17 protein-coding genes are annotated in these 15,779 nt (G+C 59.1%); 8 read left to right on the top strand and 9 right to left on the bottom strand.

Features of this window, described 5'->3' with window-relative positions; all coding sequences use genetic code 11:
• Window positions 1-88 precede the first annotated feature (88 nt).
• Window positions 89-256, top strand: a complete 168-nt coding sequence (locus tag GOW40_RS09325) for a hypothetical protein (RefSeq protein WP_171099537.1) — start codon at window positions 89-91, stop codon at window positions 254-256.
• Here the strand turns inward: GOW40_RS09325 and GOW40_RS09320 are convergent.
• The 3 genes from GOW40_RS09320 to mazG form a co-directional block, all read right to left on the bottom strand.
• Window positions 253-702: an N-acetyltransferase gene (locus tag GOW40_RS09320; RefSeq protein ID WP_171099535.1), complete on the bottom strand. Its 450-nt coding sequence runs from the start codon at window positions 700-702 to the stop codon at window positions 253-255. The two genes, GOW40_RS09325 and GOW40_RS09320, sit on opposite strands and share 4 nt — an antisense overlap.
• Window positions 699-1,640, bottom strand: coding sequence for a nucleoside hydrolase (locus GOW40_RS09315; RefSeq protein WP_171129890.1), 942 nt, complete (start codon window positions 1,638-1,640; stop codon window positions 699-701). The genes GOW40_RS09320 and GOW40_RS09315 overlap by 4 nt, the downstream gene beginning before the upstream one ends.
• Window positions 1,641-1,703: 63 nt before the next feature.
• Window positions 1,704-2,570 (bottom strand): nucleoside triphosphate pyrophosphohydrolase, encoded by an 867-nt coding sequence (gene mazG / locus GOW40_RS09310; protein ID WP_171129888.1) that lies wholly within the window; start codon window positions 2,568-2,570, stop codon window positions 1,704-1,706.
• 66 nt (window positions 2,571-2,636) lie between these two features.
• On the opposite strand from mazG, the gene GOW40_RS09305 reads away from it, so the two are divergent.
• The 4 genes from GOW40_RS09305 to GOW40_RS09290 all read left to right on the top strand — a co-directional run bounded on the left by GOW40_RS09305 (window position 2,637) and on the right by GOW40_RS09290 (window position 6,268).
• Window positions 2,637-3,800 carry a M20 aminoacylase family protein gene (locus tag GOW40_RS09305; protein WP_171129885.1) on the top strand — a complete coding sequence of 388 codons (1,164 nt, stop codon included), beginning with the start codon at window positions 2,637-2,639 and terminating at the stop codon, window positions 3,798-3,800.
• Between the two features lie 11 nt (window positions 3,801-3,811).
• Window positions 3,812-4,780 carry an agmatinase gene (speB, locus tag GOW40_RS09300; RefSeq protein WP_171230941.1) on the top strand — a complete coding sequence of 323 codons (969 nt, stop codon included), beginning with the start codon at window positions 3,812-3,814 and terminating at the stop codon, window positions 4,778-4,780.
• 68 nt (window positions 4,781-4,848) lie between these two features.
• The gene (gene speB / locus GOW40_RS09295) at window positions 4,849-5,796 is read left to right on the top strand and encodes an agmatinase (protein WP_171136434.1); all 948 of its coding nucleotides are present in this window, start codon (window positions 4,849-4,851) and stop codon (window positions 5,794-5,796) included.
• A 73-nt stretch (window positions 5,797-5,869) separates the two neighbouring features.
• Window positions 5,870-6,268: a DUF1499 domain-containing protein gene (locus GOW40_RS09290; protein ID WP_371731828.1), complete on the top strand. Its 399-nt coding sequence runs from the start codon at window positions 5,870-5,872 to the stop codon at window positions 6,266-6,268.
• Here GOW40_RS09290 and GOW40_RS09285 read toward each other — a convergent pair.
• The gene (locus GOW40_RS09285; protein ID WP_171129876.1) at window positions 6,194-6,496 is read right to left on the bottom strand and encodes a hypothetical protein; all 303 of its coding nucleotides are present in this window, start codon (window positions 6,494-6,496) and stop codon (window positions 6,194-6,196) included. The two genes, GOW40_RS09290 and GOW40_RS09285, sit on opposite strands and share 75 nt — an antisense overlap.
• Before the next feature lie 62 nt (window positions 6,497-6,558).
• On the opposite strand from GOW40_RS09285, the gene prfA reads away from it, so the two are divergent.
• The 3 genes from prfA to GOW40_RS09270 all read left to right on the top strand — a co-directional run bounded on the left by prfA (window position 6,559) and on the right by GOW40_RS09270 (window position 9,275).
• Window positions 6,559-7,614, top strand: coding sequence for a peptide chain release factor 1 (gene prfA / locus GOW40_RS09280; protein ID WP_171130486.1), 1,056 nt, complete (start codon window positions 6,559-6,561; stop codon window positions 7,612-7,614).
• Window positions 7,611-8,459, top strand: a complete 849-nt coding sequence (gene prmC, locus GOW40_RS09275) for a peptide chain release factor N(5)-glutamine methyltransferase (RefSeq protein WP_171129874.1) — start codon at window positions 7,611-7,613, stop codon at window positions 8,457-8,459. Before prfA ends, prmC begins: the two co-directional genes overlap by 4 nt.
• A 234-nt stretch (window positions 8,460-8,693) precedes the next feature.
• Window positions 8,694-9,275: a DUF4167 domain-containing protein gene (locus tag GOW40_RS09270; protein WP_171129872.1), complete on the top strand. Its 582-nt coding sequence runs from the start codon at window positions 8,694-8,696 to the stop codon at window positions 9,273-9,275.
• A 56-nt stretch (window positions 9,276-9,331) separates the two neighbouring features.
• On the opposite strand, the gene rsmA is transcribed toward GOW40_RS09270, so the two are convergent.
• From rsmA to lptG, 5 genes are all read right to left on the bottom strand, one after another.
• Window positions 9,332-10,174, bottom strand: a complete 843-nt coding sequence (gene rsmA / locus GOW40_RS09265; RefSeq protein WP_171129870.1) for a 16S rRNA (adenine(1518)-N(6)/adenine(1519)-N(6))-dimethyltransferase RsmA — start codon at window positions 10,172-10,174, stop codon at window positions 9,332-9,334.
• An 85-nt stretch (window positions 10,175-10,259) separates the two neighbouring features.
• A complete protein-coding gene (gene pdxA / locus GOW40_RS09260; RefSeq protein WP_171129868.1) occupies window positions 10,260-11,225 on the bottom strand; it encodes a 4-hydroxythreonine-4-phosphate dehydrogenase PdxA in 966 nt (321 codons plus the stop codon).
• Window positions 11,222-12,475, bottom strand: a complete 1,254-nt coding sequence (locus GOW40_RS09255) for a peptidylprolyl isomerase (RefSeq protein ID WP_171129866.1) — start codon at window positions 12,473-12,475, stop codon at window positions 11,222-11,224. Before GOW40_RS09255 ends, pdxA begins: the two co-directional genes overlap by 4 nt.
• Complete coding sequence (locus GOW40_RS09250) at window positions 12,466-14,628, bottom strand: LPS-assembly protein LptD (protein WP_171129863.1); 2,163 nt, start codon at window positions 14,626-14,628, stop codon at window positions 12,466-12,468. The genes GOW40_RS09255 and GOW40_RS09250 overlap by 10 nt, the downstream gene beginning before the upstream one ends.
• Window positions 14,628-15,731 (bottom strand): LPS export ABC transporter permease LptG, encoded by a 1,104-nt coding sequence (gene lptG, locus GOW40_RS09245; RefSeq protein ID WP_171130484.1) that lies wholly within the window; start codon window positions 15,729-15,731, stop codon window positions 14,628-14,630. Before lptG ends, GOW40_RS09250 begins: the two co-directional genes overlap by 1 nt.
• Window positions 15,732-15,779 lie beyond the last annotated feature (48 nt).

Genomic DNA, 15,779 nt, shown 5'->3' with positions numbered 1-15,779 from the left:
GACAATTTTTCAGTTTTGTGTGAACTAGTTCCTAAACACGATCAATCGACGTGACCTAACCTGACTGCAGTGCAGAAAGGAGATCACGATGTCTGTATCCAAATTCCTTCTGATTTGCTCAGTTTCTTCCGTCATGCTTATCGCGGCCTGTTCCGGGCCCAGCACCTATCCGATCACGGGGATCGCCGCTTCGGCCTCGGATCCGGTGATGGATATGGAAATGCCCGGCGTGAATATGGGCATCCCGACACACTAAAGCGCCTTGCTCATCAGCATATAGCGATCCCGGGGTTTGAAACCGGTCCGCAGATACAGCTTGTTGGCGCTTTCATTGGTCCGGTCGACCTCAAGATGCAGGGCGGTCAGACCTGCACCCGCCAACGCCTTGGGCAATTCAAGCAGAACTTCGGTCGCGATCCCGCGACCGCGGACAGCAGGGCGGATGTAAATCTCGTCGATGAACCCGTCCATGCCGCCAAACTCGACCGACCAGCCAAAGGTCAGGATGAGATAGCCCAACGGCGCGCGCGACGGACCGATCAGATAGATGCAGCCATGCGGAATGCCGTCCAGCAAAGGGGACAGCGCCGCGCGGCGCGTGTCAGCGTCCTGATCAATCCCTTCCTCGGCATGAAATGCCGACACAAGGGTCATCAGGCGATCAAGATCCTCGGGGCGGGCCAACCGCAGGGCGGCGCTCATAACCGGGCCAGTCGTTCGGTGAGCAATTTGAAAAATCCATCGGCGTCAACATCACTGATAAACAGCGCATTGGGTGGATGGTCGGTCACGCCCCACCAATCGGCCACCGTCATGCCCATGGTAAGGGGAGACGTGGTTTCGATCTGCACATTGACGAAACGACCCGAGAACAACTCGGGCTGAATGAGGTAGGCGGTGACACAAGGATCATGCAGCGGTGCACCGTCCGAGCCGTATTTCTCTTTATCGAAGCGTTCGAAGAAATCGGTCATCTCAGCCACCGCATGACCGACCTTCGAATCCAGCGCGCGGAATGCATCGTTGCGATGTGGCGTGACCAGCGCTTCATGGGTCACATCCAGTGGCATCACCACAATGTCTGCGCCCGATTTGAACACGATATCAGCCGCTTGTGGGTCAACATAAATGTTGAATTCGGCCGCAGGCGTGATGTTGCCAACCTCAAAATAAGCGCCGCCCATCAGCACGATCTGCTGTACACGCTCGACAATATCGGGGGCTTTTTCAAACGCGGTTGCGATGTTAGTCAGCGGCCCCAGCGGGCAGAGCGTGACGGTGCCGGGCGCGTGCGCGCGCAGGGTGTCGATGATGAAATCCACCCCATGGCCGTCAGCCAATGGCATTTCAGGGTCAGGCAGCACAGGGCCGTCCAGCCCGGTTTTGCCGTGCACATGTTCTGCCGTGACCAGTTCGCGGTTCATCGGGCGGTCGCAGCCTGCATAAACCGGGATGTCAGGGCGACCGGCCAGTTCACATACGATGCGGGCATTCTTGGCGGTCAGCTCCAGCGGCACATTGCCTGCCACAGCGGTCAGTCCCAGCACTTCGATCTCATCCGGGCTGGCCAAGGCCAGCAGAATGGCCACCGCGTCGTCCTGTCCGGGGTCTGTGTCGATGATGATCTTGCGCGCTGCCATTGTTTGCCTCCGGACTGTCAGAGCGCGGACACTCGCAAGTGCTGCCGATCTTGTCCAGTTATTTTACGCCTCGCTGCGCGCGGGCGTCGCCACGGCAGGCGAGAGTTTGCCATTGGCCCGGTGTTCTTCGGTTTTGACCGCGTCCCACAGTGCGTCCATTTCTTCAAGCGTGCTTTCAGATGGGGTTCGGCCCCGTTCGGCCAGCCGGGCCTCGACCTGTCCAAACCGGCGGGTGAACTTGGCGTTGGTGCGGCGCAGGGCGGCTTCGGGTTCGATGCCCAGATGACGGCCCAGATTGACGATGACGAACAGAAGATCACCGAACTCATCCTCCAACGCGTCCGCATCCATCTGGTCGCGTGCCTCTTCTAACTCGGCGGCTTCTTCGGTGATCTTGGCCAGCACATGGCTGGCATCGGGCCAGTCAAACCCCACGCGGGCCGCACGTTTTTGCAGTTTATGTGCCCGCAGCAGGGCGGGCAGGTTGGCGGCAACCCCATCCAAAGCGCCTTTCTGTGCCTTGCCTGCGCGTTCGGCGGCCTTGATGGTCTCCCAATCCTGCACCTGTTGTTCGGCGGATTTATCGCGAGATTCCTCGCCGAAGACATGCGGGTGCCGGGCCACCATCTTGTCTGACATGGTGCGCACCACATCCTGGAAGGTGAAATGCCCGGCTTCTTCGGCCATCTGAGCGTGAAAGACCGATTGGAACAGCAGATCGCCCAATTCACCCTTCAGCTCATCATAGGCCTCGCGTTCAATGGCGTCGGCGACCTCATAGGCCTCTTCAATCGTATAGGGTGCGATACTGGCGAAATCCTGTTCGATATCCCAGGGGCATCCAATCTGTGGATCGCGCAGGCGGCGCATGATTTCCAGCAGACGTTCGATACCTGCATCGCTGTTGTGGATCAGAGAGTTTTCCGCCATTGCGCCGCCTTTCATTCCCGTGTCAGATGCATCCATTCCGCAGCTTGGATCAGGAGTCCACCCCAGATGCCCGTCGTCAACCGAATTGCCGATTTCTCAGCCGATATGACCGCATGGCGGCGGCATTTGCATACGATTCCCGAGCTGGCCTTTGATTGCCATCAGACTGCGGCTTTTGTGGCCGAAAGGTTGCGCGAATTCGGCGTGGATGAGCTGCATGAAGGTATTGCCCAGACAGGTCTGGTCGCAATCATCAACGGGCAGGGCGAGGGGCCAACCATTGGTCTGCGCGCCGATATGGACGCGCTGCCGATCACCGAGGAAACCGGCGTCGACTATGCCTCGACCAACCCCGGCAAGATGCACGCCTGTGGTCACGACGGGCATACCACGATGTTGCTGGGGGCCGCACGCTATTTGGCCGAGACCCGGAATTTCCGTGGTCGGGTGGCCCTGATCTTTCAACCTGCCGAGGAAGACGGCGGCGGAGCCGGTGTCATGGTCGAAGAAGGCATCATGAACCGGTTCGATATTTCTCAGGTCTATGCGCTGCACAATGCGCCGGGCTTTGTCGAAGGGTCATTCTATACCACCCCCGGGCCGATCATGGCAGCGGTGGATACGTTCGACATTCATATTCAGGGCAAGGGCGGTCACGGTGCCATGCCGCACGAGACCTGCGATCCGGTGATGGCGGCTTGCGGCATTGCACAGGCGATCCAGACCATTGTCAGCCGCAACCATTACGCGCTGGATGATCTGGTGGTCTCGGTGACACAGATCCACACCGGCACGGTCAACAATGTGATCCCGGATACCGCCTATATCAACGGCACCGTGCGCAGCTTTGACCCATCGGTGCAAAAGATGGTCATGCGGCGAATGGCCGAGATCGTCGAAGGCCAGGCCAAAGCTTACGGGGTGGAAGCGCGTCTGGATTATGACGTCAACTACCCGGCCACGATCAACGACGCCGAGAAAGCCGACTTCGCAGCCGAGGTCGCCCGTGAGATTTCAGGCAAGGACCGCGTCACCGGCAATACTGGCCGTGAAATGGGGGCCGAGGATTTCTCCTACATGCTGCAAGAGCGCCCCGGTGCCTATCTGTTTTTGGGGCAGGGTGATGGCGCCGGGCTGCACCATCCAAAGTACAATTTCAATGATGAGGTCGCACCGGTGGGGGCCTCGTTCTTTGCGCGCATTGTTGAGCGCGCGCAGCCACTGAGCTGAGGGGATTGGGCATGGCATTGGAAGACGCAAAGAACCAGGTGGACGAAGCCTTCACCAATCCCGACCTCAAAGGTCTGTCGTATGAAAACACCTTTGGCGGCGCGACCTCGTTCCTGCGGCGTCTTTATACCAAAAATTTGAACGGCGTAGATATTGCCGTAACCGGCGTGCCCTTTGATCAGGCGGTCACGAACCGACCCGGTACCCGGCTGGGGCCACGTGCGATCCGAGAGGCCAGCGCCCTGCAATCCCCCGATGAGCCCTATAGTTGGCCGTTTGATGCGCTCAGCGAGCTTGCCATCGTGGACTATGGCGATGTGGCCTATGATTACGCCAATATCCCGGCCTTTCCAGACACGTTGACCGACCATATCCGCACCATCCTGGCCGCCGATGTGGCGTCTGTAGCGCTTGGTGGGGATCACTATATCAGCTTTCCGATCCTGAAAGCCTATGCCGAGAAATACGGGCCGATGTCGCTGCTGCAGTTTGACGCCCATACCGATACCTGGGCCGATGACGATATGAGCCGCGTGGATCACGGGACGATGTTCTACAAGGCGGTGAAGTCGGGGATCGTGGACCCGAAGTGCTCGGTTCAGGTGGGGATTCGCACCACCAACGAAGACACGCTGGGCGTCAACATTATCGATGCGCGCGAGGTTTACGAATCCGGCCCGGCGGTGGTGGCGCAAAAGATCAAAGGCATCCTGGGCGATAGCCCGGTTTATCTGAGCTTTGACATCGACGGGCTGGACCCGGCCTTTGCCCCCGGCACCGGCACACCGGTTTGGGGTGGGCTCAGTTCGATCCAGGCGCAAATCATCCTGCGCGACATTGCCGGGATCAATATCAAAGGTGGCGACGTGGTTGAGGTTTCGCCACCCTACGACACATCGGGCGCAACAGCGATTGCAGGGGCACATGTGGCGACGCAGATTATCTGCCTTTTGGGCTGGGACAAGCTTGTGCGCCCTTAACCTTTGGTTAGCCATAGCTCCGATAAGTATTTGTTTAACAACAGACCCGGGTGGGAGAGGCGCAGAATATGACAGAGTTTAATCAACCTCTCAGCGGCAATGAGCTGGCGCGTTTTTCAGGGCCGAATACCTTCATGCGCTTGCCGCAGGCGCAGGCTTTGGACGGGTTGGATGTGGCGGTGCTGGGGATACCGATGGATATCGGCACCTCGTGGCGGTCGGGCACACGGTTCGGGCCGAAGCAAATCCGCGCCGAAAGCGCGATGATCCGGCCCTATAACATGGCAACTTTCGCGGCCCCTTTCGACAGCCTGCAAATCGCGGATATCGGCGATCTGGCGATCAACACCTTCTCGCTGGCGGACAGTCTGAAGATCATCAAGAACAGCTATGACGGCATTCTGGCGCAGAATGTGATCCCGGTGGCGATGGGCGGCGATCACTCGATCACCCTGCCGATCCTGCGGGCGATTGCAGGGAAACACGGGCCCGTGGCTTTGGTCCATGTGGATGCTCATGCCGATGTGAATGATGAGATGTTTGGCGAGCGTGAAACCCATGGCACCGTGTTCCGCCGCGCCTATGAGGAAGGGCTGATCGTGCCCGACAAAACCTTTCAGATCGGCATTCGCGGCTCTGGCTATGCCGCCAGCGACTTTACCGAGGCGCAGGGCTGGGGGTTCCAGCAATTCCCGGCGTGGGAGCTGTGGCAACAAGACCTGACCGAGATCGGTGCGCGCATTCGCAAGTCTGTGGGTGATCACCCGGTCTACGTCACCTATGACATCGACAGTCTGGACCCGGCTTATGCCCCCGGCACCGGTACGCCCGAGATTGCGGGCCTGACCACGCCGCAGGCATTGCAATTGATCCATGCGCTCAAGGGCATAAACCTTGTGGGCTACGATCTGGTCGAGGTTTCGCCGCCCTATGATCCCTCGGGTAATACGGCGCTGACGGCGGCCAATCTTTTGTTTGAACTTTTCTGCATCCTGCCCGGCGTGACGTCACGATAACCTACGGCTTGGCTTGCCCGGCGAAGCGATACGTCTAGGCTGTGCCCAAAAGGGTTAGCGCGAGATGAGGACCATGTTGCTTGCCATATTCATTGCTGCCGTGATGGTGGTATTGGGCTTTGTCCGGCTGGCCCCATCCGATCCCGCGCGTTGGCATGTTCCACCGCAGGCCCAGGCCGATCGGGACTTGCCCAAAGGCGTTCTGCGCGTGTTTGAAACCGGACCGGACGGGCTGGCGCGGCTCGACCGGATCGCGCAGGCAACACCACGCACAACGGTTTTGGCGGGCAGCGTGGCGCAGGGGATGGTGACCTATATCACCCGCACTAAGGTCTTCGGCTTTCCCGACTACACCACGGTTCAGCAGGATGGTGATGCGCTGCGGATCTATGCCCGCCTACGATTTGGCCGCAGGGATTTCGGCGTCAACCGAGACCGGGTCGAGCGCTGGCTTGCTTTGTTGCAGCCCTGACGACAAACACCCCTCTTGCACCTCGCGCCACATGGGCACGTTCAGGGACATCTGGCATTGGGCGGTGAACATGCGGCCATCGACCTGCAGGCAGATCAATTCCCCCAATTCGATGCGGGTGCCTGATGTGTCGGTGCAATAGCAGTCGCGGGTCTTGCCATCCGGGCCGATATAGTCGGCCAAGGCCGGGCTGGAACTCAGAAGAAGCGCAAGGATTAATCGTTTCATAGCAGCAAGCTTAGCATGATGTGGCCCTTGACCAAAGCCCCCGGATGGGACACACCCCCGTGATGATCCCCGAAGAACGACTTGAACAGATCACACAGCGGTTTCAATACCTCGAGGCGGCCATGGCCGATGGGGCCTCGGGCGCAGATATTGCGGTTTTGGCCAAGGAATATTCCGATCTCAAGCCGGTGGTTGACCAGATCAGCCAATGGCGTCAGCTGGTGTCGGATCTGGCTGAGGCGCAGGCGATGCTGGCCGATCCGGATATGAAGGAACTGGCCGAGGAAGAGATCCCTCAGCTGCAGGCTCAGATCCCAGAGGCCGAGCATGCGTTGCAACTGGCCCTGTTGCCCCGCGATGAAGCTGACGCGCGCCCCGCGATGCTTGAGATTCGCCCCGGCACCGGTGGGGACGAGGCCGCCTTGTTTGCCGGTGATCTGCTGCGCATGTATCAGCGCTATGCTGAGGCTCGGGGCTGGCAGTTCGAGATCATCGAAGAACAGGCCTCGGATCTGGGGGGCATCAAAGAGGTGGTCGCCCATATCAAGGGGGACAATGTCTTTGCCCGGATGAAATACGAATCCGGCGTGCACCGGGTGCAACGTGTGCCCGAAACCGAAAGTGGCGGGCGCATCCATACCTCTGCAGCCACCGTGGCCGTTCTGCCCGAGGCCGAGGATGTGGACATCCAGATTGACGCCAATGACATCCGCATCGACACGATGCGCAGTTCGGGCGCGGGAGGGCAGCATGTCAACACCACCGACTCGGCGGTACGGATCACGCACCTGCCCAGTGGGATCGTGGTGACCAGCTCTGAGAAATCTCAGCACCGCAACCGCGAGATTGCCATGCAGGTGCTGAAAACCCGGCTTTATGATCTGGAACGCCAGCGGATCGACAGTGAACGTTCGGCAGATCGGGCCAGTCAGGTGGGCTCGGGTGACCGGTCCGAGCGGATCAGGACCTATAACTTCCCGCAGGGGCGGATGACCGATCACCGCATCAACCTGACGCTTTATAAGCTGGATCAGGTGATGCAGGGCGATCTGGATGAGGTGATCGACGCGCTGACCGCTGATGATCAAGCGCGGCTGCTGGCTGAGATGGCGCTATGATCGCTGCTTTGACAGCAGCGCAGGCCATGGTGGCTGCCACCGCGCGGCTGCGGGCTGCAGGCGTGCCTGACCCGGCGCGCGATGCCCGCTTGCTGTTGGCCCATGCGGCCAAAGTTGAGGCCAGCCGCGTAACTCTGATTGCGCCAGAAGAACTGGCGCCGGATATCGCCGAACGCTATGACCAGTTGATTTCGCTGCGCGCCATTCGTGTGCCGGTTTCGCATCTGTTGGGCGAACGTGAGTTCTATGGCCGCAGGTTCCGTGTCAGCGGCGATGTCCTGGACCCGCGCCCGGAAACCGAAGCGCTGATCGAAGCAGCGCTGAGCGAACCCTTCGATCATCTGCTGGATCTCGGCGTCGGCTCGGGCTGTATCCTAATCACGCTGCTGGCGGAACGCGCCAGCGCCACGGGTGTCGGCGCGGATCTGAGCGAAGCCGCCTGCTTGCAGGCCAGCGCCAATGCCGTGCAGCATAATGTGCAAAACCGGGCCGAGATCCTGCAATCGAACTGGTTTGAAAGCGTTGAGGGGCAATTTGACCTGATCGTTTCGAACCCGCCCTACATTGCGCAGGATGAGATGGATGACCTTGCACCCGAGGTGCGCGATCACGAACCGCGCCTCGCCCTGACCGATGAAAGCGACGGGCTAGAGGCCTATCGTCAGATTGCGGCTGCAGCGCCGGATTATCTGACCAAAGGCGGCCGACTGCTGGTCGAGATCGGGCCAACTCAGGCGCGCGCCGTGTCTTCCTTGTTTGATGCGTCAGGGCTGGCCGATATTCGCGTCATTCCTGATCTGGACGGGCGCGATCGGGTTGTCGGCGCAAAATTGCCAGAACAATAGGGTGGGCAAGGGCCAAATTGTGCCGCTTTATGTAAAAAAGCTGCGAAAAAACCGACAAACCCCTTGTCTGCGCGCGCTGGACATGCTTACTCAATAACAGTCGGCGAGGTTGATGCTGTTCCAGCTCACCCCTGACGCCAAGCCCAAAAGTCGATCATTCGTTACGGCACATGCCTTTGAGCAGCGTAAAGAACGGGTGGATCGACAGCGAATGACAAGGCTGATGTAAAGTAGATGAGATCTTCCAAATCCCGCTCGCGGGCCAAGAATAACCGCAATCGTCCCTCTGGTGGTAACGTTGTAAACCGGGTTTTCGACAGCTCGGGCCCCGAAGGCAAAGTGCGTGGCACGCCGCAGCAAATTATTGATAAATACAATCAGTTGGCGCGCGATGCTCAACTGGCGAACGATCGCGTGGCGGCTGAGAATTTCCAGCAACACGCCGAGCATTATCTGCGTCTGCTCAGCGAGGCACAACGCGAGATGGAAGCGCGCCGCGAAGAGCAGGAGCGCCAGAACCGTGAGCGTCAGGCCGAGCGTGACCGCGAGCGCGCAGAACGTCAGGAGCGCGAAGCAGCCGCCCGTCAGACTGACCCTGCTGAGACACCGCAGCCCGAAGTGATGGATTTTGCCGCAGCCGAGGCCGCTCCGGAAAGCGGGTTGGTGGAAACACCCGAAAGCAAAGGTGCCGAAGCAGCGGTGCCTGAGAAAAAGGAAAAGCCTGCCCGCAAACCGCGCGCGCGCAAGCCCAAAGCCGCGCCAGCGGAAGAGCCTGCACCAACCGATCCCGGTGATGCGCCAGAAGCAGCGGAATAAGGTATAGTCCTGAAAGCAAAGCCCCGAGGGTCAGGCCCGGGGCTTTTTTCTTGCCTTCAGTCTTTTTTGAGTTCTCGGGCTAACGCACAGAATGCCTCAAGCGGGATCTGTTCGGCACGGTCGGTCGGTTGGATACCTGCCGCGCGCAGACGGTCTTCGATATCCGGGGCGAGGCCCTTGAGCGAAGCGCGCAGCATCTTGCGGCGCTGATTAAAGGCAGCAGCGACCACTCGCGACAATGTAGCGGCGTCAGCCGGATAGCGTGGCGTGGGCAGGGCGGTCAGATGAACCACCGCGCTGGACACTTTTGGGGGTGGAGTAAAGGCTCCGGGCGGCAGTGACATTGCGATGCGTGCGTCAGCCCGCCATTGCGCCAGTATGGCGAGGCGGCCGTAGGCTTTGCTGCCGGGCTGCGCCACGATGCGGTCGGCCACTTCGCGTTGGAACATCAAGGTCAGGCTTTGCCAGAAGGGTGGCCAAGCGGGTGGTGTGAGCCAACGCACCAGCAATTCCGTGCCAACGTTGTATGGCAGGTTGGCGGCGACGCGAATGGGTGGCGTGAGATGCGCCATCGGGTCGATCTCCAATGCGTCCCCGTTGATCACCTCAAGTCGGCCCGGATAGGCGGCGGCAATCTCGTTCAGCGCGGCGATGCAGCGGGTGTCTTTTTCCACAGCCACCACATTGCGCGCACCTTCGGACAAAAGCCCACGGGTCAACCCGCCCGGGCCGGGGCCGATTTCCAGCACGTCGCATTGGGTCAAGTCCCCAGCTTGACGGGCAATCTTGGCGGTCAGGTTTAGATCCAGCAGAAAGTTCTGGCCCAGCGATTTGCGCGCGGAAAGCTGATGGGTCGCGATGACCTCACGCAGAGGGGGCAGGGTGTCGATTGCGCTCATGATCCGGCTCCCGTGACGCGTTCCCTTTGGTATATGCCAGGAAACTTTAGGCCTCCAGCGGGGATATTTTCAGCCAGACCAAGGTTCAAGAGCTTAGTGCCATATGTTGCGCGCGCTTAAGCGCTTCGATCAGGCTTGTGGGATTGGCGATGCCCTGACCCGCGATATCCAGTGCGGTCCCATGATCTGGCGAGGTGCGGATGAAGGGCAGGCCCAGGGTGATGTTCACGCCCCGGTCGAAATCCAGCGTTTTGATCGGGATCAGGGCTTGGTCGTGATACATGGCAATCGCCGCGTCATAGCGGCTTCGCGCAGCGGCGTGGAACATGGTGTCTGCGGGATGAGGGCCGGTGACGGTGGCATTTTCAATGTGGACGTCAACCAGCAAGGGTGCAATCCAGTCCAGCTCTTCCTGACCCATTTTGCCACCTTCGCCTGCATGGGGGTTTAGCCCGGCGACCGCAAGGCGCGGATGCTTTATGCCAAACTGCCGCTGGAGGCCGCGTGCGGTGATCTCGAGCGTGTCGCGCAGCAGATCCGGGGTCAGCGCCTTGGGCACGTCGGACAAGGCGATATGAATTGTGGTGGGGACCACGCGCAGCGCATCGCAGGCCAACATCATGACCACTCGATCGCATCCGGCAAGTGCGGCGAGAAACTCGGTATGGCCGGGATAGGCAAAACCGGCACCATCGATCAGGGCCTTTTTGTGGATTGGCGCGGTACACAGGGCCGAGGCCGCACCGCTTTGGGTCAGGGCCACACCTTGTTCGATCGCCGCGATCACGGATGCCGCATTGCGCGGATCGGGTTGTCCGAGGGTGTTGGGCGCGGGGAAGTCGATCTGCCAGACGGGCAGCGCTTGGGCGCTGATGGCGTTTGCTTGGGCAAGATCGGTGATCTGTTCCGCTGGCGTGCCCGCTGGAAGATGCGACGCATCGCCCAGATAGACAAAGGGGCAGCGGTCACGCAGAGCATCCCAGGCTTTGGCGGCGATTTCGGGACCTATGCCCGCGGGCTCTCCGCAGCTAAGGGCGATTGGCGCGGTCATTCTTCGATGATCACGGCCTCGGCGCGCAGCTGGGATAGCAAGCTGTCAGCAAAGGCCGACAGGCGCTGTTGCGTCAGAGCATTGGCAACATCTGCTCTTGACGTGTCCTCTCCCAAATCGCGGGTTCGGTTGCACAGCATCAGAAACATCAGCGTTTGACCGCTATTGCGCGTGAGCGCCGTTGAAACCTCATTCGGGTCGAGCTTGGCCAATTCAAGCGCAACATCGCTCGGGATCTCACCGGGCGCGGCGGTAACGCGTTCAAGAACCTCACTGGGTTGATCTTTGGCAACACCATATAGATCGTCACATGTGTCAATCTCTTCCCTGAGCTGGGCCGCAGCGGAAAGCGCCGCAGAGCTACGGCCGCCGGGGATATAGTAGACAGCGTAATCGATACTGGAATATCTGGGTGCGCCTGCCGCAACCTCGCGAAGACCGCGCATTTGAAACAGGGCTATGGCGTTGGGCAGGGACAGGGGCGTGGTAATCTCGCCGGGCCGCAGGCTGATGATCAAAGGCTGAAGCGTCGGAGGAAGGTTGCTGATCGGCAACCAGTCCAGACGACCGCCATTGGACCGGGTCTGAGAGGCGGAATACTGCGCGGCGGCAGACGAAAAAGCCTCTTGCCCTGACAGCGCGGAAATTTCCTGCGCCAAAGCATCAACTTGTGCCAGGTTCTGCTGGTTCACTGGGATAATGATCTCAGACAGAAGAACCTGCAGGCCACCGCTTCCACCTTGGCCCAGGGCGCGGTTGATCTCATCCTCGGTGGGACGGGATTGGGACAGGAAACGCGCGGCCACAAAATCGTTCCACGCAACCTGGTCTTCGATGAAATCCCGGACCGTCTCCTGGTCAACGCCCGCATCACTTAGCAATTGCAGGAATTGTTCGGGCTCCAACCCGCCGCGCGCGGCGAATTCGTCAATGCCACTTTGGACGGCTTCGGGGCTCGCCTGAATGCCGGCATTGCGCAATACCTGTTTGCGGATCCGATCATCGATCAACGCGCGTCTTACGTCAGCTTCAGTGCTTTCAGGTATGCCCAAGAGTTCAAGAAACAGCTGTCGCTGTTCCAGTTCGTACCAGGTGACGATATCCTGGTTCACTTTTATTGCCGGTGAGAACAGGCTTTGGGCAGCAGACGGCAGAGTCCCCAACGTCAGCGAAACAGATGCCAGCACGGGCAGAGCAAAGCGGCGCAGAAACGCGCCAGGAAACTTGTTGGTACCTAAGATCAACTGCATGCCTTTTTGAACTTCCTGCCACCACCGTCAACGGAATACCCAGTCAGGGCTACGGTAAACCCGAATTCGGTCGAAGGCTCAATAGTCGAGTTTGAGGTGAAACGACGTCTGGCGGTCAAGTCTACTTGAACGCATTCGTTTCTATAGGTGACGCCCAGACCGACGCGGATCGGTTCGGATTCACTGAAATCGTATCGGGCAGATGCGGTCGTGGTCCAACTTTGGTTCACGTTGTAGCGGCCTGAGACCAAGATTTCTGATATTTCGTCACCACCGGTTTCGACGGGATCAGGTTCCAGCCAGACATAGCTGCCAGCCAGACCAGCGTCGCCGTTATTCCATGCTGTGCGGAACTCAGCTTTGCTGAAGCTGAAATCTCCGTCCAAGAGGCCACGCGCCGAGAACGTCAGGCCGTTGCCATTGTTCAACTGACCGGCAAGCAGCAGATCAGATGACGTCCCTTGCAGGCCTGATGTCAGAGTGAATTCGGGATTGGCCTGTGTCCGAAAGACCTGACCAATTGTGGCCAGCGCGTGCCAGCCGCCCGGCGCATATCGCGACCAGTTCAAGCCAATTGCGGCAGTAGCGGCATCTTCGCGCTGATCTTCGGCCGGAAAACGTGACAGAGACAAAAGATTGCCCTGATCAAACTCTTGGAATGTGCTTTCCTCGTTTGGAACATCTGTATCCGACACATGCGCCCAGCCGATCTGCGCAATGGGTTCAAGCACTTGTGACGCGCCCGACTGTTCGCGGCGAACCATTGGATAGCGCAGCGTGAACGCGGCACGCGGGGTAGCGCGCGTGATCTGATCGGGGAACTGGCTGTCATTGCGGATGTCAAACGTGTCGACAGAGGCCCCCACCCGGGCTTCGGCCCGCAAACCGGTGGCATAGGTCCAAGACCGCAGCCATTCAGCATCCAGCGTGGCGCGTGCGACGTCGCGACCGGTGACGTCCAGATCACTTGTGCGCTCATGAGCATGGGTCAGGAACGCAAGCTCGACCTCGCCCCCCAGCATGCGCGGGAAAAAGCGTTTGCGATAGTTCAGGTCGAAGACCAACGAAGGAATCTCACTTTGGCTTTCCGAATCCCGGAGGGTTTCGAAATAGATCACACCGGTTTTGAAAGCTGTGTCTCGCTTGATCCGCTCAAGAGCAACTTCACTGCGCAGACGGTCGAAATCCGGAAGTCCGTAATCGGCAAGATAAGCGTTGTCTGACGTGGTCTGAATGTCGAAGGACAGTCTGAAATCATTGTTCAGGTTGAAACGTCCCCGTCCAAACAGATAGCCGCGATTTTCGTCAGGTAGCAGATCATCGCGGGTGAGGGCGCCGTTGAACTCGATACGACCCCGTTTGAACCTTTGCCGATAGCGGAAACCCAGCGTTCGGGTGCTGGATGAGATGTATGGCGACAGAGTCAGATCCTTGTGATCCCCGAGCTTGATGAAATAGGGGACCTGAACACCCGTGCCCAACTGCGAGGTTGTGCGGATTGACGGCACCAGAAACCCGGTGGCGCGGTCCAGGGTCGGATCGGGCAGGCGCAGGACGGGGAAGTAGAAGACGGGTACATCCAGAATGCGAAACTGAGCACCCTCGAAATACAGCTGGCGTTCAAGCTGATCATGGGTGACCTTGCGTGCACGGATTTGCCACAGCGGTGGTTTGCCGTCATCGCAAACCCGGCAGGATGTGGCAGCCACTTTGCTGAACTGCGTATAACGCCCTGCGGTCCGGGTGGCTTGCACCGACGCAATCTGGACCTGTTGGTCAAACACCATCCGGGCACCGGTCAACAAACCGTTGCGCAAACCATTGTCCAATTCGGCGCTGTCGGCCAGCAGGGTCGACTGACCGGCCTGGTCAATGCGAATAGGGCCTTCCAGTTGAAGCTCACCCGTACTGCGGTCATAGACCACGCGCTCGGCTGTCAGCTTTACATCGCCTTGAAACGCCTCGACGTTCCCCTCTGCAACAAGCTTTCGGTCCGGCGTGATAAAGATCTGGTCAGCCACAAGCAGCGCTGGAGCGTCTTGTTGTTCAGTTGCAGACTCTTCTCCAGCGTCTTGAACAGGTTGCGCAACAGACACCATCGAAGTGCTCAGCACCAACGCGGTCGACAAAAGCCATGGCAGCAAACGCGGCATCAACCGTCCTCCGCGTGAAGCAATAGACCCATCGACAGAAGTATGGCCGCAAACGGAGGCGCCCAGGCGGCGACAAAAATAGGTAGTTGCCCGTTCTCGCCCAGGATCTGCGCAAAGTTGCGAATGAAATAAATGGCAAATCCCAAGAGAACTGCGGTTAGTACGGCGATTCCGGTTCCCCCAAAGCGCACATGGCGCATCGTGAACGCAGCACCGATCAGGACCATGGAAACAAGGAATAAGGGCCGCGCCAGCTGAGTTTGCAGCCAGACCTCGTATTGCTTGGTCGAAAACCCTGCCTCGCGCAGATCCTCGATCAGCTGAGGCAGGTCGTAGATGGATACAGACTTTTTCTGGCCCAACCTGTCGAGTATTCGCTCACGTGTCAGGGTCGTCGGAATGTCGAGCGTTTTATATGAGGTTGCCGTAGCTTCCGGGTTTACCTCGTCGTCAACCAATGACCAGGTTTTCGCGCGTTTGAGCACCCATTGCCCCGGCTCCAACTGCGCACGATCCGCGACAATTTGTTCTACCGGTGTGCCATCGCCCGAGAAGGTGGTGATGGTCACATTGCGCAGTACCAGCATTTCTTCGTTTGTTACGGCCCGCGCATGGATCACGGATTGGCCGTTTGCCGAACCTTGGCGCAGCCACAAGCCCTCGCGACTGATAGACAAGGTCGAACGCGAATCGCTGCGATAGCTTTCGGACAGGCGTTGAAACTCTTCCGAAGTCGCAGCCGCGATCGGGTTCAGCAGGACCACCGCCAATCCACCGATAACCAGAGCCAGAAAAACGGGTGCAAGCAAAGCCCGAATCCCGGATCTGCCGATTGCGCGCGTAACCACAAGTTCGGAACTGCGTGCAAGGCCAACAAACAAGGCTATTGTCGACAGGATCATCAGCAACGGCAGCATCTCACTGATGGCTGCGGGGGTATTCAACAACGTAAGCTGGATCAACTGACCAAACGTCAGATCCGCATCGTCGAAACGACGGACTTGTTCGATCAGGTCGATCAGTATGATCAGAGTCAGGAATATTGCGCCGATGATCAGGAAGCTTTGCAAAAAGCGGCGTGCGAAATAGCGGTCGAGGATCACGAATAGGCCCTCGTGATCCATGTCGCCAGGCGACACTCAGGCGGCTGC

The sequence above is a fragment of the Ruegeria sp. HKCCA6707 genome, assembly GCF_013033515.1.
Lineage (GTDB): Bacteria > Pseudomonadota > Alphaproteobacteria > Rhodobacterales > Rhodobacteraceae > Ruegeria.
Note: the sequence above shows the minus strand (reverse complement) of the source record. Positions and strands in the feature narration are given on the sequence as shown.